16 protein-coding genes are annotated in these 16,521 nt (G+C 56.4%); 8 read left to right on the forward strand and 8 right to left on the reverse strand.

What is annotated here, in order from left to right; translation table 11 throughout:
- Window positions 1-86: 86 nt before the first annotated feature.
- Window positions 87-2,018 carry an NAD(+) synthase gene (locus INF35_RS01075; protein ID WP_193499738.1) on the reverse strand — a complete coding sequence of 644 codons (1,932 nt, stop codon included), beginning with the start codon at window positions 2,016-2,018 and terminating at the stop codon, window positions 87-89.
- A 194-nt stretch (window positions 2,019-2,212) separates the two neighbouring features.
- Between INF35_RS01075 and INF35_RS01080 the strand changes: the two genes are divergently transcribed.
- Genes INF35_RS01080 through INF35_RS01090 form a run of 3 tightly spaced genes read left to right on the forward strand, consistent with a single transcriptional unit; the run spans window position 2,213 to window position 3,931 of the window.
- Window positions 2,213-2,425, forward strand: a complete 213-nt coding sequence (locus tag INF35_RS01080) for a helix-turn-helix transcriptional regulator (RefSeq protein ID WP_193499739.1) — start codon at window positions 2,213-2,215, stop codon at window positions 2,423-2,425.
- Window positions 2,422-2,892, forward strand: a complete 471-nt coding sequence (locus INF35_RS01085) for a hypothetical protein (RefSeq protein ID WP_193499740.1) — start codon at window positions 2,422-2,424, stop codon at window positions 2,890-2,892. Before INF35_RS01080 ends, INF35_RS01085 begins: the two co-directional genes overlap by 4 nt.
- Window positions 2,885-3,931: a CPBP family intramembrane glutamic endopeptidase gene (locus INF35_RS01090; protein ID WP_193499741.1), complete on the forward strand. Its 1,047-nt coding sequence runs from the start codon at window positions 2,885-2,887 to the stop codon at window positions 3,929-3,931. The genes INF35_RS01085 and INF35_RS01090 overlap by 8 nt, the downstream gene beginning before the upstream one ends.
- 106 nt (window positions 3,932-4,037) lie before the next feature.
- Here INF35_RS01090 and INF35_RS01095 read toward each other — a convergent pair whose 3' ends face one another.
- The gene (locus INF35_RS01095) at window positions 4,038-4,700 is read right to left on the reverse strand and encodes an HAD family hydrolase (RefSeq protein WP_193499742.1); all 663 of its coding nucleotides are present in this window, start codon (window positions 4,698-4,700) and stop codon (window positions 4,038-4,040) included.
- Window positions 4,701-4,869: 169 nt separating this feature from the next.
- On the opposite strand from INF35_RS01095, the gene INF35_RS01100 reads away from it, so the two are divergent.
- From INF35_RS01100 to tsf, 3 genes are all read left to right on the forward strand, one after another.
- Window positions 4,870-5,139, forward strand: coding sequence for a YlmC/YmxH family sporulation protein (locus INF35_RS01100; RefSeq protein WP_193499743.1), 270 nt, complete (start codon window positions 4,870-4,872; stop codon window positions 5,137-5,139).
- A gap of 231 nt (window positions 5,140-5,370) precedes the next feature.
- Entirely contained in the window at window positions 5,371-6,099 is a 729-nt protein-coding gene (gene rpsB / locus INF35_RS01105) for a 30S ribosomal protein S2 (RefSeq protein ID WP_193499744.1), read from the forward strand.
- A 54-nt stretch (window positions 6,100-6,153) separates the two neighbouring features.
- The gene (tsf, locus tag INF35_RS01110) at window positions 6,154-7,071 is read left to right on the forward strand and encodes a translation elongation factor Ts (RefSeq protein ID WP_193499745.1); all 918 of its coding nucleotides are present in this window, start codon (window positions 6,154-6,156) and stop codon (window positions 7,069-7,071) included.
- A 518-nt stretch (window positions 7,072-7,589) separates the two neighbouring features.
- Here the strand turns inward: tsf and INF35_RS01115 are convergent.
- Complete coding sequence (locus INF35_RS01115) at window positions 7,590-8,369, reverse strand: SigB/SigF/SigG family RNA polymerase sigma factor (RefSeq protein WP_193499746.1); 780 nt, start codon at window positions 8,367-8,369, stop codon at window positions 7,590-7,592.
- A gap of 133 nt (window positions 8,370-8,502) precedes the next feature.
- Between INF35_RS01115 and INF35_RS01120 the strand changes: the two genes are divergently transcribed.
- Entirely contained in the window at window positions 8,503-9,036 is a 534-nt protein-coding gene (locus INF35_RS01120) for a hypothetical protein (protein ID WP_193499747.1), read from the forward strand.
- A gap of 71 nt (window positions 9,037-9,107) precedes the next feature.
- Here the strand turns inward: INF35_RS01120 and sigK are convergent, their stop codons facing one another.
- The 4 genes from sigK to polA all read right to left on the reverse strand — a co-directional run bounded on the left by sigK (window position 9,108) and on the right by polA (window position 14,630).
- Window positions 9,108-9,818 carry an RNA polymerase sporulation sigma factor SigK gene (gene sigK, locus INF35_RS01125; protein WP_193499748.1) on the reverse strand — a complete coding sequence of 237 codons (711 nt, stop codon included), beginning with the start codon at window positions 9,816-9,818 and terminating at the stop codon, window positions 9,108-9,110.
- 60 nt (window positions 9,819-9,878) lie between these two features.
- Entirely contained in the window at window positions 9,879-10,748 is an 870-nt protein-coding gene (locus INF35_RS01130; protein WP_193499749.1) for a sigma-E processing peptidase SpoIIGA, read from the reverse strand.
- Window positions 10,749-10,955: 207 nt separating this feature from the next.
- Complete coding sequence (gene tsaD / locus INF35_RS01135; RefSeq protein WP_193499750.1) at window positions 10,956-11,963, reverse strand: tRNA (adenosine(37)-N6)-threonylcarbamoyltransferase complex transferase subunit TsaD; 1,008 nt, start codon at window positions 11,961-11,963, stop codon at window positions 10,956-10,958.
- 144 nt (window positions 11,964-12,107) lie between these two features.
- Window positions 12,108-14,630: a DNA polymerase I gene (gene polA / locus INF35_RS01140; RefSeq protein WP_193499751.1), complete on the reverse strand. Its 2,523-nt coding sequence runs from the start codon at window positions 14,628-14,630 to the stop codon at window positions 12,108-12,110.
- A 196-nt stretch (window positions 14,631-14,826) separates the two neighbouring features.
- On the opposite strand from polA, the gene dusB reads away from it, so the two are divergent.
- Entirely contained in the window at window positions 14,827-15,807 is a 981-nt protein-coding gene (dusB, locus tag INF35_RS01145) for a tRNA dihydrouridine synthase DusB (protein ID WP_193499752.1), read from the forward strand.
- A gap of 16 nt (window positions 15,808-15,823) precedes the next feature.
- On the opposite strand, the gene yfbR is transcribed toward dusB, so the two are convergent.
- Window positions 15,824-16,426 (reverse strand): 5'-deoxynucleotidase, encoded by a 603-nt coding sequence (gene yfbR, locus INF35_RS01150; protein ID WP_193499753.1) that lies wholly within the window; start codon window positions 16,424-16,426, stop codon window positions 15,824-15,826.
- Window positions 16,427-16,521: the final 95 nt, after the last annotated feature.

Genomic DNA, 16,521 nt, shown 5'->3' on the forward strand with positions numbered 1-16,521 from the left:
AAAACGTGCTCTGGGGATCGCTGCCATACGGAAAAAACAAAAAGGCTTACGGAAACGATATCGTTTCCGTAAGCCTTTTTTGCAGATCAGCAGTTGGACAGTTTGGCTTCCAGCTCATCCAGTTCCTTTAACCAGAGAGCGTTGGCGGCATCGCTGGGCATGCGCCAATCAGCACGGGGAGAGAGTGTGACGGAACCAACCTTGGGACCGTCGGGCAGGCAGCTGCGCTTGAACTGCTGCGCAAAGAAGCGGCGGTAGAAGTTGCGCAGCCAGTACAGCAGAGTGGCAGCATCGTAACGCCCATCAAAAGCCCGCTTCGCCAGACGGAAGATTTTGGACGGCGTAAACCCGAAGCGGAGTACGTAGTACAGATAGAAGTCATGCAGCTCGTAAGGACCGACCAGCTTTTCGGTCTGCTGGCTGAAACTGCCGTCCGTGGCGACAGGCAGAAGTTCCGGGCTGACGGGGGTGTCCAGAATATCCAGAAGAACATCCCGCAGTCTTTCGTCGGCGGAACTGTCCGCGGCATACTGTACAATATGGCGGACCAGCGTTTTGGGAACGCCGGCATTTACGCCGTACATACTCATGTGATCCCCGTTGTAAGTGGCCCAGCCGAGAGCCAGTTCGCTCAAATCGCCGGTACCGATGACGAAGCCGCCGTTTTTGTTGGCATAGTCCATCAGCTCCAGCGTGCGGACACGGGCTTGGCAGTTCTCGAAGGTGATATCATAGCAGTCGGGGGACTGACCGATGTCATCAAAATGACTCTGTACCGTGCGGGTGATGTCGATCTCGGCAAAACGAACGCCCAAAGCCTCGCACAGAATCTCGGCGTTGGTACGGGTGCGTTTGCTGGTGCCGAAGCAGGGCATGGTCAGAGCATGAATGGTGGCGGTGGGGCAGTTGAGTACCCGACAGGCCCGCACGGCCACCAGAAGAGCCAGACAGGAGTCGAGACCGCCCGAAATACCGATCACAGCACAGTTGGCATGGGTGTGTTCCATGCGCTTGGCAAGACCTTCGGCCTGAATGCGCAAGATCATCTCGCAGCGATCTGCGCGGGCGGTGGTCTCCTGCGGAACAAAGGGAGCGGGAGAGATTTCCCGGGTCAGTGTGGTCTCGGCCGAAGGCAGGTGGAAGGAAACGCGGGTATACCCGTCGGCCTGCGGTGCAAAGCTGGAATTTCGGATGCGCTCCTGCTGCAAACGCTCCAGGTCGAGTTCGGTCTGTGCGCGGCCGCTGCCAAAGGGAACCGATTCGCTGAGAAGAACGCCGTTCTCCGCAATCAGATTGTGCCCTGCAAAAACCATATCGGTGGTACTTTCACCGTGGCCGGCGTCTGCATAGAGATAGGCGCAGAGCAGACGGGCGCTCTGCCCGCAGACCAGTTCACGGCGGTAGGCGTCCTTGCCGATGGTCTCGTCGCTGGCCGAAAGGTTTGCCACCACCGTGGCGCCTGCCAGGGCATGGGCGCAACTGGGAGGAATGGGGGACCAGAGGTCCTCGCAGATTTCAACGCCAAGAACAAGACTGGGCATTTCCTCGCAGGCAAACAGCAGCCGGGTGCCGAACAGAGTGTCCTGATCGGCGAAGCGGACGGCTTTTACCTCCGGCTGTCCGGCGGCAAAATGGCGCTTTTCATAAAACTCATTGTAGTTTGGCAGCCAGGTCTTGGGAACAAGGCCCAACAGGCGGCCGTCGGTCAGGACGGCCGCACAGTTATACAGTTTGCCGTCCATTGCCACGGGCAGACCCACGAGCAGAACCATTCCCAGTCCGACAGAGGCCTCCAGAATTTTGCGCAGCCCCTGTTCGGCGCCTTGTGTGAGAGGAGCCTGCAAAAACAGATCGCTGCAGGTATATCCGGTCAGACAGAGCTCCGGCAGACACAGCAGCCTGACGCCGTCAGCGGCAGCTCCCCGCATCTGCAAAATGATCTGCTCTGTATTGTAATCACAGTCTGCAACGCGCAGTGCAGGCGACGCTGCACGGACAGAAAGAAAACCGTCTTTCATAGTTCGACCGCCTTTTGTTCTGAATATTCAGAGTCTTTTCAATTATCATAGCACAGTTCAAAGTGTCCCTGCAATAAAATCCCTAAATAGTCTGAATTAAATAACAAAATGTAAATCATAAAAATAAAAATGTAATATATAGTTGACATTGCAAGGTGCGTGTGATATTCTGAAAACAGAACGGAGGTGACCGCATGGCAAAGAATCTCAAGCTGAAAGCGGCGCGTGCCGAAAAGGACATGACGCAAAGCGATCTGGCGGCGGCAGTCGGGGTATCACGGCAGACGATTCATGCCATTGAAAAAGGGGAGTATAACCCTACAATCCGGCTTTGCCGTGCCATTTGTCGGGCACTGGACAAAACGTTGGACGAACTGTTTTGGGAAGAAGAGGAGGCCGAACAATGAATACCATCTTCAAGTCAAGCAAACTGGACGAGATGCAGGAAATTCAGATGCTCAAAATCGAGCATTACGGTTTGTGGCTGGCTTTTTGGGGGATGCTGGTGATTACCGTGGTACAGGCATCTATGGGAGCTCCTTTTCGGCAATATGCTGCGGAAGGCTTTCTGATGTGCATTCTGGCCGTATTTGAACTGGTAGCCAGCCTGAAATACGGGCTTTGGGACAGAACCGGCAAACCCAGTCTGAGCATCAATCTTCTTGCCGCGCTGGCGGCTGCGGCCATTACAGGCGGCAGCGCTTTTGTCGAGCAGGGATACTGGCCGGGGGCTTTGCTCAGCGGCGGCTGTTCTTTCCTGCTGACTTTTGGCCTTTTACAGCTCTGGGCATCTCTGTACCGCAAACGCCGGGCAAAGATGGACCATGCCGAGGAAGAAACTGCATCGGATGAGGAGGACGATTCCCATGAATGAAAAAAATCAATCCCTTTCCCGCAAAGAACTCTGGATCTTTCTGGCCATCGCATACGGATGCCCGTACCTGATGGGGATTCCCATGTATTTCGGCCTGTCGGCAGGGGCGGATGTGACGGCATTTCCTCTGGCCCAGATGCTGTATCCGGCGGCGGGTGTGATGCTTGCCTTCCTTGTCACGAGACGAAAGGACCCCATGCTTCCCCGGGGTTTTTACGGCTTCTATCTGTTTGTCACGGCAGCCATGCTGGTATGCTGCCTGTGCAGCGTGCTGATGCCCGGTGCAGACTGGCTCAGTATTTCCAACTATGCTGTGATCGCTGCGAGCCTCATCGGCTGGGTCATTCTGTTGGCGACCCGGCGGGAAAAACGCGCCGCCTACGAACTGGGCTGGCGCAAGGGGAGTATTTCCGGTGTATGGCTTTGCACCCTGATTTTTGCGGGACTGTATGTGCTTCGCATTTTCCTGCCTGCTTTCCTGACGGGAACCCAGAGCCCTTATCTGGAGTATCTGCTCACCCCCATGCCGTACATTATGCTGCTCAATGTGGTGCTTAACTTTTTCCTTAGCTTCCTCTGCTTTTTCGGCGAGGAATATGGCTGGCGGTATTTTCTGCAGCCCCGCATGCAGGCAAAATTCGGCACCCGCAAGGGTGTGATTTTGCTGGGGGTGGTATGGGGACTGTGGCACCTGCCGCTCAATCTGTTCTATTACGCGCCGGATACGCCGCTTCAGAGTATTCTGCTGCAGCAGATTACCTGCATCTGCCTGGGAATTGTCATTGCCTACGGCTATCTCCGGACGGGCAACATCTGGACCGCTGTGATCATGCATTTCCTCAATAATAACATGGGCCTGATTTTTGTGCCGGACCTCAGCTTCCAGAATCAGGCGTACGGCTGGGGGGATGTGCTGTACTCGCTTATTCTGATGGGAGTGCTTCATCTGCCGTTTTTGTTCAGCCGCGTATTCAACGGGAAAAAACCGGAACCACCTCAGGCTCAGGCAACAAACGCCCCCACCGATGGGCAGCTGTAAGGCGGGAATAAAGGCGTAAACAAAACACAGCAAGAAAAAAACAGGCCGGGGACTGCATTTACAGTCTCCGGCCTGTTGGCTGACAAGCAGGGGTTGAGGGCGGCAATCAGGAATTCGATTTTGTCTCCTGCTGCGGAGCGGGCATGGGAGCGCGGCGGTTGGTCAGATGAATGCCGCAGAGGCCCAGCGCCCGGTTAAAGGACTTCTTGTTCTTATACAGGATGCCGGTAATGCCCAAGTTGTAGGCCGCCTGGGCATTCTGCTTGTTGTCGTCCACAAAGATGGATTCCTCGTAAGCAAGGTGATATTTCTGCATCAGCAGGGTATAGATTTTGGGATCGGGCTTGTTGACGTGGACATCACAGGAGGCGATGCCGCCGTCGAACAGGGGAAAAAAGTCCCGCTGTTTGATGTTTTCCATGGTGTCGGCGGCAATGTTGGAGAGGTAGTACAGCCGATACCCGGCAAGCTTCAGCTTGCACATGGTCTTGATGGTTGTTTTTTTGGTGCGCAGGATCTTTTCCCACTCGTCGATGACGGTTTGGACCTCAAAGGTGCGGCCGCAGCTGGCAGCGTTTTCCAGCATAATACGGTTGGCCGCTGCCCGGGTGATGTCGCCCCGGTCCAGATCCTCCCATTCCTTGCTGCCGAAGGTCAGATCGTAGACGGCATCCTCAGCGGACTTGTTCATGAAATAATCCATAAGGAAATCTCTGGGGTTGAAGTCCACGACAACGCCGCCCAGATCGAAAATGATGTTTTTATACATAAATCAGGAACCTCCAGGCCCGAGGGGGCCGTTCGTCTCGAATGGCAAAGTATGATTTTGCATTATACACCATTTTGTCTGTCCTGTCACCTGCCGCAGGGAACAAATCCCTTTGTGCACCATATAATGGAAGGAGAAGGCAATCGGCAGAACTGCGGGGGTGATGACCATGACATTGCGGGAACTGAGCAGAAAAGATGTGATTCAGGCCAAAACGGGGGAAAATCTGGGACGGGTGGACGATATCGGCTTTGACAGCGCCACGGCGCAGATCAAGTCGGTGATCCTGCATGGACGCTGCCATTGTTTCGGGCTTCTGGGGCGGGACGAGGACCTGGAAATCCCCTGGGAGAGCATCCGAAGTGTGGGAGCGGATGTGATCATGGTGGACCTGCCGGAGCACACCTGCAGCCGGCAGCCCAGACGTTTCTTTGGCTGAATGGGGGACGGTGACGCCTGGCGGGGATAAAAATCGGTGTTTTGCACCCTGTACGGCATAAAAAATCGGGAAAATGCCGAAAATATGCTTGCAAAGCCTCCGGGCTTGTGCTATTATATTACGGCAATACACACGCATTGCGTTGTTTTTTTGTGCCCAATTCCGATTGGGTTAGGAAACAATCACGCGGTGCGGAGGGTAAAACTAAATGATATTTGGAGGAAAATCACTATGGCAGTCGTATCCATGAAACAGCTTCTCGAAGCAGGCGTCCACTTCGGTCACCAGACCCGTCGCTGGAACCCCAAGATGGCAAAGTACATCTTCACCGAGCGCAACGGCATCTACATCATCGACCTGCAGAAGACCGTTAAGAAGCTGGATGAGGCTTACAACTTTGTTCGTGAGACCGCAGCCGCCGGCGGCGACATCCTGTTTGTCGGCACCAAGAAGCAGGCTCAGGAGTCCATTCGCGATGAGGCTACCCGCTGCGGCATGCACTATGTCAACGCTCGCTGGCTGGGCGGTATGCTGACCAACTTCCGCACCATCCGCAAGCGCATCGACCGCATGGATCAGCTCAAGACCATGCAGGAGGACGGCACCTTTGATCTGCTGCCCAAGAAGGAAGTTGTCAAGCTCGAGCTGGAGATGGCCAAGCTGGAGAAGTATCTGGGCGGCGTCAAGAACCTGAAGGGTCTGCCCAAGGCCATGTTCATTGTTGACCCCCACAAGGAGCGCATTGCCGTTTCTGAGGCCCGCAAGCTGAACATCCCCATCATTGCTATCGTCGATACCAACTGCGATCCCGATGAGATCGATTACGTCATCCCCGGCAACGACGACGCTATCCGCGCTGTCAAGCTGATCTCCGGCGCTATGGCTGATGCTGTTCTGGAAGGCAAGCAGGGCACCCAGGACGCTGAGGCAGCTCCCGCTCAGGAGCAGGCTCAGGCCTGAGTAAATCCCCACACCTGTCACGCGAACTTTTGAAACGGAAAGGACAATAGAATTATGGCTATTTCTGCAAAAGACGTTATGGAACTGCGCAAGCAGACCGACTGCGGCATGATGGAGTGCAAGAAGGCTCTGACCCAGGCTGACGGCGATTTCGCCAAGGCCATTGAGATCCTGCGTGAGCAGGGCCTGGCAACTGCTTCCAAGAAGGCTGGCCGTATCGCTGCTGAGGGCATGGTTTACGCCGTTGCTTTTGAAAACTGCGCTGTCATGGTCGAGGTTAACGCTGAGACCGACTTTGTTGCCAAGAACGACAAGTTCGTTGACTTCACCAAGGAGCTGGCTGGCGTTATCGCTGAGCAGGCTCCCGCTGATGTGGATGCGCTGATGACCTGCAAAATGGGCGAGGGCACTGTTGATGATGCGCTCAAGGCTCTGATTCTGGTCATCAAGGAGAACATCAAGGTTCGCCGTTTTGCCCGCTATGAGGGCCATTGCTCTGCTTATGTCCACGGCGGCGGCACCCATGGTGTCATCGTCAAGTTCGAGACCAGCGACGAGGTTGCTGCAAAGCCTGAGTTCGTTGCTTTCGGCAAGGACATTGCTATGCAGATCGCTGCTGCCAACCCCACCTACCTGAACCAGGAGGCTGTGCCTGCTGACGTTCTGGCCAAGGAGAAGGAGATCGTTCTGGCTCAGATGGCCAACGATCCCAAGACTGCCAACAAGCCCGACGCTATCAAAGAGAAGATGGCCATCGGCAAGCTGGGCAAGTTCTACAAGGAGAACTGCCTGATGGATCAGGCGTTCATCAAGGACGGCAGCATGGACGTTACCAAGTATGTTGCTGCTACTGCCAAGGAGCTGGGCGGCGACATCAAGGTCGTCGAGTACACCCATTATATCAAGGGTGAGGGCCTGGAGAAGCGCAACGAGGATTTCGCTGCTGAAGTGGCTGCTGCTATCAAGGGCTGATTTGTGTTTTGGGGCAATTTATCTTGTCCAAAAGGGCAATTTAATTTGTCAATGATATGAAAAATATACGGAGTAATGTGGAGTTTTCACTCTCATTACTCCGTTATTTTTTTACCATTTTTGCAGCGGATAACCTCCAAGTGCTCTCCTGATGATTCTCCTCATAACCCTTCTGTAAAGGGTGGGAAATGAGGGAAATTATCAGAAATGCAGGTGATTTTCCGCGAATTATCGCAAAATATTTTGCGCGTCAATGACTGCCGGGTACCTCTTCAAACTCTTTACCTTCATCCTATTACAACTGCAAAACGCGAAAAAGCGGCCGGGTACCCCGAGTAATTTCTCTTATCCTGTTCTCAAGTTCCATTGACAAGTTATTTTTGCTCGATTGACAAATTATTTTGCCCCCTGACAATTTGGCGATATCCTGAACCCAAACAAATAGCAAACCGCCCCGGGAAGATTTCCTTCCCGGGGCGGTTTTTGCATGCCGGAGGCTTACGGAGGAGCAAAAGGAGTCAGCAGGTCGAGATTTGTTCCTTGATCTGCCGCAGTGCGTTTTTTTCCAGCCGGCTGACCTGAGCCTGACTGATGCCGATTTCTCGGGCTACTTGCATCTGTGTTTTGCCGCAGAGATAGCGCAGCGAAATTATTTTTTTCTCCCGTGGACTCAGTGCCCGGACGGTATCGCGGAACATGATGTCACTGATCCAGCTCTCTTCATTGCTGCCCTCATTAACCTGATCCATGATGGATACCGAGTCATCCCCATCGGAGTAGGCTGACTCATACAGGCTGGCCGGTTCGATCACCGATTCCAGTGCCATGGCTACACTCTCAGGGGAGGAACCTACCGCTTCGGCAATCTCACTGAGGTGAGGCTCCCGACCGGTTTTCTGCTGCAGCAATTCCCGCGCCTGCATGGACTTGTAGGCCAGATCCCGGATGGAACGACTGACCCGGACCGGGTTGTTGTCCCGCAAAAAGCGTCGGATCTCTCCCACGATCATGGGAACGCCATAGGTGGAAAACCGTACATTCAGTGTGGGGTCAAAATGGTCGATGGCCTTGATCAGCCCGATGCAGCCTACCTGAAAGAGGTCATCCAGATTCTCTCCCCGGCCGGCAAACTTCTGAACCACGCTCAGTACAAGACGCAGATTCCCCTGGATCATCTGCTGCCTTGCATTGCCGTCGCCGTTTCGGGCGGCGGCCAAAAGTTCACATTTTTCTTTTTCACTCAGGACGGGGAGCTGTGCTGTGTTCACCCCGCAGATTTCTACTTTTCCTGCATACATTTCAGCCTATCCTCCTGTCTGTACAGACAGTATGGGCACGCGGCGGAAGGAACAGACAGAAAAATATTTCCATTTGCCGCCCGCACACCGGGAGAGCTTTGTGCATAGGATGGCTAAGAGGGAGGGGTGAACAATGGAGCAAACAACAATCTGGGTCATTTTACTGGCAGTGTTTGTGGCATTGTCGGTGGGGCTGGCCATTGCACTGGCTGCTGTGAGCTATGCCTTGCGCCGGAGCAAGAAACCGGAGCGGGAAGTTCATGTAGAATATCTTCGGCCGGATTATACACGGTCGGCGGGATTTCGGCTGGATACACTGCCTGACGATGATATTCTGACGCCGACCCGCTACTGGCTGGTGGATGGCGAAATTGCGGAGGTGGAGTATTCAGTGGCGTACAGCGATGACATAACCTTCCGCGTGGCCCCCACGGGAAATTTACAGGTGCCGGACAAATACGCCGGCTTCGACTATGAGAGCCTCGGCAGTTACCCGGTGGGAGATGTGGATGTCACACTGCAGCAGTCCCCGGGCAGGGCGTCGATTATGAACTGGACCAGAGACGGCTTTGATTATGCCGTCTTTGCACCGGGGGCCGAAATGAACCTGATGGGTGGTGTATCCCAGCAGTTCGTGACGGATTCCAGTGCCGTTTACGGAAGATAACCCAACCAAAAAGCCTGTGGGAATCCTGAGCGTTCTCACAGGCTTTTTCATGCGGAACATGGCAATGCTTCTCAGACGGCTGCTTCCATTTCACGGCGCAGGCGTTTAATGATCCGCTTTTCCAGACGGGAGATATAACTTTGAGAGATGCCGATAATATCGGCAACCTCTTTTTGTGTGTGCTCCACACCGCTGTCGAGCCCAAACCGCAGCTCCATGATCTGGCGCTCCCGGGGAGCCAGACGCTCAACAGCACGGCGCAGGGCCGCACGCTCAGCACTGCGCTCCAGTTCCTCGCCAACTTGTGCATCCTCACTTACAAGGACATCGACCAACAGCAGTTCATTGCCGTCGGAATCGGTGTTGAGAGGCTCATCGATGCTGGCGTCCTGGCGGCGGTTGGAACCTTTGCGCAGATACATCAAAATTTCATTTTCAATGCATCGGCTGGCATAGGTGGCGAGTTTGATGTTCTTTTCCGGCTCAAAGGTGTTGACGGCTTTGATCAACCCGATGGTCCCTATAGAGATCATGTCCTCTACACCCGCCGAGGCACTTTCAAACTTTTTGGCAATGTACACGACCAGCCGAAGGTTATGTGTAATGAGGGTATCGCGGGCACCAGGCTGTCCGGCAGCAAGCTCGGCAAAGACCTTACGCTCTTCGTCTGGAGAGAGGGGCGGCGGCAGCGTGTCGGGGCCGTTGATGTAGTGAAGCGTCTGAGCGCCGGTCAACTGCAGAAAGAACCGGTACAGCTGGGAGCGGATCTGGTCGATGTTCATGGCGGGAGCCTCCTTCCGATGAATGGACAGACGGCGGAATGCATGGAGCAAAATGATACACTATAAAAAATCTGCACCGTACAGGGCCTCGTAGGATTCGCTGCCGAAGCTTTGACGGGAAAAGGCTACGGCAGTGCGGTCAAGGGGGATCACTCCGCTGGAAGAAATCAACCCGATGCGCCCCACCGCAAAGCCGGGCAGAATGGAGCGTTCCTCCGCTGTTGTACAGGGAATGACACGGAAACGGAGTCCGTCAGGGGGTTCGGCAGGTGGAAATCCATCGAACCAGGCAGAAAGGAATTCCCGAACAGTGGCGGGCAGGCGAGTCTCGGCGTCGGGATAGCTGACCAGCAGGACAGGCAGACAGGTGATGGGATCGCTGAGATGGCAGCCGGTATCCAGCATGGCGCGCAGACAGACCTTGGTCCCGCAGAGCTCCAGCTCAAGACCGACGGATTCATGCGGTTCGCCGCGCCGGGGCAGCACTCGCATGACAATCTCAGCACCAAGACAGCAGATGCCGGCCAGGAAGAGGAGCAGAAGTGGGGAGATGCGCAGATACACTGACAGATTGTTGGTCTGCAGAAAAGGACTGCCAGTCTGCAGAATGACAAGCAAGGTCAGCCCTGCAAGCAGCAGGTTGAACATGACATACCAGAACAGCGCACACAGAAAACGACGCCCAGAACGAAAGCCAAAGGCAACCCAAACGATGCAGCCGCCGCTCACAAATTTATAGAGAAGCTGAACCGGATAGGGAAGCTCCGGGACAAACAGAATCAGAGCGGAAAGGGCGGCCAGGGCGGAGGCAGCCAGCATTCGAGGGAGCCGTGCTGCACAGCCGAACAAAAGTCCGGTGGCCATCAGCAAAAAATAGCCTGCAAGAAAATTGACCAGCAGCAGTACATCCAGATAGATGACGGTTTTCATTGCAGGAAGCCTCCTTGTCCAGACCACGGGCCGCTATCATTTTGGGGCTTTTCCAGTGTATTCGATGCCCGGAGAAAAAATGCGGGAAAGAGAGCGGGCCGGTAATCCGCCGACATTCGGAAAATCTTTGCAAAAAGGTGCACAGACAAAAAGAAAAGCCTTCCCAATCCGGGAAGGCTTGACCTTTTCTTGGTGACTGGAGGTCGATTAACGGTAATCAATGGGGAGGGTGGGCAGACCGTTCAACGTGAGATCGGCGATGTTGCCGTCCAGATATTCATAGTATCCCTGGGCAGCGATCATGGCACCGTTGTCGCCACAGTATTTCAGTTCGGGCAGATAGACTTTGGCACCAAGTTTCTGCACGCCGTCGTTGACCAGTTGGCGAAGGCGTCCGTTGGCAGCAACACCGCCGGCCAGGCAGACGACCTTGGCGCCGGTATCCGCTGCGGCAGCCAGCAGCTTTTTGGCAAGGATCTGGGCAATACGTTCCTGAAAACTTGCCGCCATATCGGAGACATTGATGGTTTCTCCGCGCTGTTCGGCGTTATGTACCTCATTGATGACGGCGGTCTTGAGGCCGGAAAAACTCACGTTGTATTTTCCTTCTACATGAGGCGTCGGCAGGTGATAGGCGCGAGGATTGCCGCCCTTGGCCGCGGCAGAAACGCTGGGACCGCCGGGATAGGGCAAGCCTAAGGTGCGCGCCACCTTGTCGAAGGCCTCACCCGCTGCATCATCGACGGTACGGCCCAGTACGCGGTAGCGGCACCAGTCCTCCACCATAACGATATGACTGTGCCCGCCGCTGGCAACCAGACAAAGGAAAGGTGGCTTCAGATCAGGGTGGGTCAGGTAGTTTGCGGCGATATGCCCGCGAAGATGGTGTACCGGGACCAGCGGTTTGCCGGAGGCGTAGGAGAGGCCCTTGGCAAAGTTGACGCCCACCAGCACCGCGCCGATCAGCCCGGGGGCAAAGGTGACGGCCACCGCGTCAATGTCCTTCATCTCCATGGAGGCGTCGGCGAGGGCCTTCTCCACGGTGGCACTGATGTACTCCACGTGGCGGCGGCTTGCGATTTCGGGCACAACGCCGCCGTACAGAGCCTGCTCTTTGACACTGGTGCTGATCACATTGGAAATCAATGTGCGCCCATCCTGCACAATGGCTGCGGCGGTCTCATCACAGGTGGACTCGATGCCAAGAATATACATAGGAAAAATCACCAACCAATCTTGCGTTGTGAATCAATAACAGAAAATCAGACAACATGCCGTGTGAAGCGATAAGACTTTACATGTTCGCCGCAATTCCGTGACGGCGCGGCAGTGCTGTAAAGATAAAAGCTTTACGGTCTGTCAGTGTGCTTCCAGCCAGGTCTTGCCGGTTCCCACATCGGCAGTCAGAGGGACGGAGTAGCTGACGACCTGCTCCATCTTTTCCTTGAGCAGCTGCTTGACGCGCTCCACCTCATCCTCGGGAGCCTCAACGATCAGTTCGTCGTGGACCTGTAGCAGCAGCCTGGCCTTTAGGCCCTCCTCCCGGAGGCTCTGCCAAACATGGACCATGGCCAGCTTGATGATGTCGGCGGCCGTACCCTGAATGGGCGTGTTGCGGGCCATGCGTTCCCCGCTGGAACGGACCTGGAAGTTGGAACTGGCCAGCTCAGGCAGCGGACGGCGTCGCCCGAACAGAGTGGAGACGTAGCCGTTCTCCTTGGCCTGAGCTATGCAGTCCTTCATATAGCCGTCAACCTTGGGGAAGGTGTTGAGGTAGGTCTTGAGGAAGGTCTCCGCCTCCTTGACCGGTACATTCAGGTCACGGCTGAGAGAGAACGCCCCTTTGCCGTACATGATGCCGAAATTGATGGCCTTGGCGGAGGTGCGGAGCTCATGGGTCACAGCCTCGGGGGGAATGCCGTAAATCTTGGCAGCGGTGGAACGGTGAATGTCGGCCCCCGACTGGAAGGCGTGCTGCATGGCTTCGTCACCGGTGATGTGGGCCAGGATGCGCAGCTCAATCTGAGAGTAGTCGGCGTCCACCAGTTCGGCGCCGTCCGCTGCCACAAAGAATCCGCGCAGGCGGCTGCCCAGTTCGGTGCGGATGGGAATGTTCTGCAGGTTGGGCTCGGTGGAACTGATGCGCCCGGTGCGGGCTTCCGTCTGGATGAAGGTGGAATGGATGCGCCCGTCGGGACCTATGGCCTTGAGCAGGCCTTCCACGTAGGTGGAGTTCAGCTTCTGGTAGGTGCGGTACTGCAGGATATCGTCGATGACCGGACTGTACGGCCGCAGGCTTTCCAGTGTCTCGGCGTCGGTGGAGTAGCCGCTCTTTGTCTTTTTGCGGGGCGGCAGGCCCAGCTTCTCAAACAGGGCTTCCCCCAGCTGCTTGGGACTGTTCAGGTTGAAGGTGTAGCCCACCTCGCTGTAAATGCGCTCCAGAAGTTCCTGCAGGGTGGTGGTCAGCTCTACGCCGAAGGCACGGATGCCGTCGGCATCCACCGCAAAGCCGATGCGTTCCATGTCGGCGAGCACGCGGGCCAGGGGCAGCTCGATCTCGTCGTGCAGACGGAGCATGCCCTGTTCCTCCAGATGAGAGTGCAGCGCTTCGCACAGCGGGGCAAGCACGGCGGCGTCAGGAAACTCCGCACAGGCAAAGGCCGGGGCAATACCGTACTCCGCTGCCAGCGAGGCAACTTCATAGCGGCTGGCGGAGGGGTTGAGCAGATAGGCGGCCAGCTTGCCGTCAAAGTGCAGGGAACGGCCGATGCCGCCGTGTTCCAATGCCAGACGATAGAGGGGTTTGGCATCAAAGGCCCAGAGCTCGGCGTCACTGTCGAGAAGGGCAGCGAGGCGGCTTTCCTCCAGCGAGTAGACAGCGGGCTCCGGCTGAGTCCGAACCGCATACCACTGCCCACTGTCGTCCTTGGTGGCTGTGCGGGCAAGATAGAGACGGCCTGATACCAGGAAAGGCAGAGGCTCAGCCTCTGTCTGCGGCAGAGGAGTCTCCGGTGCGGCGGATGTCTCATTCAGCCCCCAGCGGTCCACCAGTTTGTGCATTTCCAGATCGGCCAGCAGCTTGGCGGCTGCCGCAGGGTCGCCATCTCCACGGACGTAGCTCTGGGGATCGGTGTCGATGGGGGCGTCCCGCCGGATGGTGCCCAGCATATGGGAGAGTTCGGCCTCTTGCCGGTGGTTGAGCAGGTTTTCCCGCTGCTTGGGCTTGATGGCCTTGTCGTCGATATTGGCATAGACATTTTCCAGGCTGCCGAACTTCTGCACCAGAGAGAGCGCGGTTTTCTCGCCGATGCCGGCAACGCCCGGAATGTTGTCGGAGGCGTCTCCCATCAGGCTCTTGACCTCGATGAGCTGGGGCGGGGTGACGCCATATTTCTCCTGGATGGCTGCCTCATCCATGGTCAGGGTTTCCCGGTTGGTGGCGAGGAGCACGGTGGTAGAACCGTCAACCAGCTGCAGACTGTCCCGGTCACCGGTGGCCAGCAGGGTGGTGCCGCCGGTCTTTTCACAGGCGGCTGCCAGCGTGCCCAGAATGTCGTCGGCTTCCCAGCCGGCCTTGCTCACCTGAACAAACCCCAGGTCAGACAAGAGCTCTTTGAGCACCGGCATCTGCTCGGCCAGCTCCTGCGGCATACCGTGGCGGGTGGCCTTGTACCCGTCGTAGGCGGTGTGGCGGAAGGTGGGGGCCTTCTCATCCCATGCGATGGCGACGGCGTCGGGTTTGTGAGCTGTCAGCAGATTGAGCAGAATATTCTGGAAGCCGTAGATCGCATTGGTGTAACGGCCGTCCTTTGTGGTAAGCACCTTGATGCCGAAAAATGCCCGGTTCACCAGGCTGTTGCCGTCTAGGACAAGTAGTTTCATAAAATGTGGCCTCCTGATTCTGGTTGGAAGGTTCTGAGGGATCGCACGGAAGTGAAAAAGAATACCTCCGGCAGATAATTTGTAAAAACAAAAATACGGACACTTTTTTCAGTATACCACAAATTGTCACGGTGTGCGTATTGTGGTACAATAAAATAGTTTTGAATCACATGACAGGAAACGGAGAGAAAACCGGATGACAATACGCATTGGCAGTCTTGAACTCCCCACGGGAGCAGTTTTTGCCCCCATGGCGGGCTTTACCGACGCGTCCTGCCGCCATTTGATGGCGGACCATGGCGCCGCGTACACGGTGAGCGAGATGGCAAGCGCAAAGGCAATCACCTACGGCGACCAGAAGAGCGTGGGCCTTCTGCGAGATAAGGACCCCCACGGCATCTATGCGGTGCAGCTGTTCGGCGCAGAGCCGGAAACACTGGGGGAGGCTGTGCGCATCATCCGGGAAAAGGGCGTGCAGTTTGATATTTTGGACATCAACATGGGATGTCCGGCCCCCAAAATCACTGGCAGCGGGGCGGGCAGCAAGCTGATGCTTGACCCGGACCTGTGCGGCCGCTTGGTGCGTGCCGCCGTGGCTGCGGCGGAAGGAACGCCGGTCACTGTCAAAATGCGCGCCGGATGGGACGGGGAACACCTGACCGCCGTGGAGGTGGCCAAGCAGTGTGAGGCAAACGGCGCCGCACTCATCACCGTTCATGGGCGGACCCGGGAACAGATGTATATCCCGCCTATCAGCCCGGAAGTGATCCGGGCGGTCAAGCAGGCAGTATCGGTTCCGGTGCTGGGCAACGGGGATATCACGACGGCGGAGGACGCTCTTGCCATGATCCGCGAAACCGGCTGCGACGGCGTCATGGTGGGGCGGGGAGCGCTGGGCAATCCCTGGCTGTTTGAGGAGATCCGCGCCGCACTGCTGGGGCAGCCTGCTCCCAAAGCGCCCACGCTGCGGCAGAAAATGCAGACGCTGCGGGATCAGATCTACGATATGTGTGAGCGCAAGGGGGAGTGGACTGCCATGGCGCAGGCCCGCAGTCAGGCGATCCATTACATGAGAGGTCTGCGCGGGGCGGCGGCTCTGCGCAGAGCCTGCGCAACACTCAGCCACTTTGAGGATGTGGACCGCCTCATCGAGGCGGTTTACCGTGCCCAGGACTGAGGGGGCAAAGAACGACTCAAAAACGGCCCCGGGTCAGCTCATCCAGATTCTGGGTATAGCAGGGGAGCATGTGCTCCATAAAATATTCGGCCTCGGGACACTGCATTTCATGGATGGCAGCTTCCTGCTGACGGCGCGCCGCCTCAAACTCCCGGTTGCCGCTCTGGCATTCCTCAATGCACTTGATCAGGGCGGAAAGCCGGTCCGCCGCCTTGAGCAGCTTGCGCTCGGCCTCCGACAGAACGGCTCCCGTCAGGTAAAGCTCGGTCTCGCCGGAAATCTCCTCGGGGAGCAGTCCGGCCATTGCCCGGGCGCTCTCGGCTTCCACGGCCTTGTAAGCGGTGCGCAGAGCGTCGTTTTTGTATTTTACAGGGGTCGGCATATCTCCGGTTAAAATTTCGGGCGCATCATGGTATAATGCTGCTGTAGCCACCGTGTCGGGGCGGATACCGTCCCCGGTGTGGGTACAGCGCTGAGCAATCCGGCACAGCATATGGGCAATCAGGGCCGTGTCTGCGGTGTGTTCGCTCAGACTTTCCGGACGGCTGTTGTGCATCAGGCTCCAGCGGGTGATGTATTTCATCCGGCCGAGCAGCGCATTGAAGGGATAGGTTTTCATCTGCTTGCAGGTTCCTTTCCAGGCCGCATGGACTGCGGCGTTTCACTTGTCTCAGTATACCACACAACCGGGCGGACAGAAACCTTTTCTCTGTC

Source organism: Gemmiger gallinarum (assembly GCF_014982805.1).
Taxonomy (GTDB): Bacteria; Bacillota; Clostridia; order Oscillospirales; family Ruminococcaceae; genus Gemmiger; species Gemmiger gallinarum.

Bases quoted from the DNA above. Each gene is read 5' to 3' on its own strand.
- rpsB (WP_193499744.1), top strand. From the start codon at position 5,371: ATGGCAGTCGTATCCATGAAACAGCTTCTCGAAGCAGGCGTCCACTTC.
- dusB (WP_193499752.1), top strand. From the start codon at position 14,827: ATGACAATACGCATTGGCAGTCTTGAACTCCCCACGGGAGCAGTTTTT.
- INF35_RS01120 (WP_193499747.1), top strand. From the start codon at position 8,503: ATGGAGCAAACAACAATCTGGGTCATTTTACTGGCAGTGTTTGTGGCA.
- INF35_RS01075 (WP_193499738.1), bottom strand. From the start codon at position 2,018: ATGAAAGACGGTTTTCTTTCTGTCCGTGCAGCGTCGCCTGCACTGCGC.
- polA (WP_193499751.1), bottom strand. From the start codon at position 14,630: ATGAAACTACTTGTCCTAGACGGCAACAGCCTGGTGAACCGGGCATTT.
- sigK (WP_193499748.1), bottom strand. From the start codon at position 9,818: ATGAACATCGACCAGATCCGCTCCCAGCTGTACCGGTTCTTTCTGCAG.
- INF35_RS01085 (WP_193499740.1), top strand. From the start codon at position 2,422: ATGAATACCATCTTCAAGTCAAGCAAACTGGACGAGATGCAGGAAATT.
- INF35_RS01095 (WP_193499742.1), bottom strand. From the start codon at position 4,700: ATGTATAAAAACATCATTTTCGATCTGGGCGGCGTTGTCGTGGACTTC.
- INF35_RS01090 (WP_193499741.1), top strand. From the start codon at position 2,885: ATGAATGAAAAAAATCAATCCCTTTCCCGCAAAGAACTCTGGATCTTT.
- tsf (WP_193499745.1), top strand. From the start codon at position 6,154: ATGGCTATTTCTGCAAAAGACGTTATGGAACTGCGCAAGCAGACCGAC.
- INF35_RS01115 (WP_193499746.1), bottom strand. From the start codon at position 8,369: ATGTATGCAGGAAAAGTAGAAATCTGCGGGGTGAACACAGCACAGCTC.
- yfbR (WP_193499753.1), bottom strand. From the start codon at position 16,426: ATGAAAACCTATCCCTTCAATGCGCTGCTCGGCCGGATGAAATACATC.
- INF35_RS01100 (WP_193499743.1), top strand. From the start codon at position 4,870: ATGACATTGCGGGAACTGAGCAGAAAAGATGTGATTCAGGCCAAAACG.
- tsaD (WP_193499750.1), bottom strand. From the start codon at position 11,963: ATGTATATTCTTGGCATCGAGTCCACCTGTGATGAGACCGCCGCAGCC.
- INF35_RS01080 (WP_193499739.1), top strand. From the start codon at position 2,213: ATGGCAAAGAATCTCAAGCTGAAAGCGGCGCGTGCCGAAAAGGACATG.
- INF35_RS01130 (WP_193499749.1), bottom strand. From the start codon at position 10,748: ATGAAAACCGTCATCTATCTGGATGTACTGCTGCTGGTCAATTTTCTT.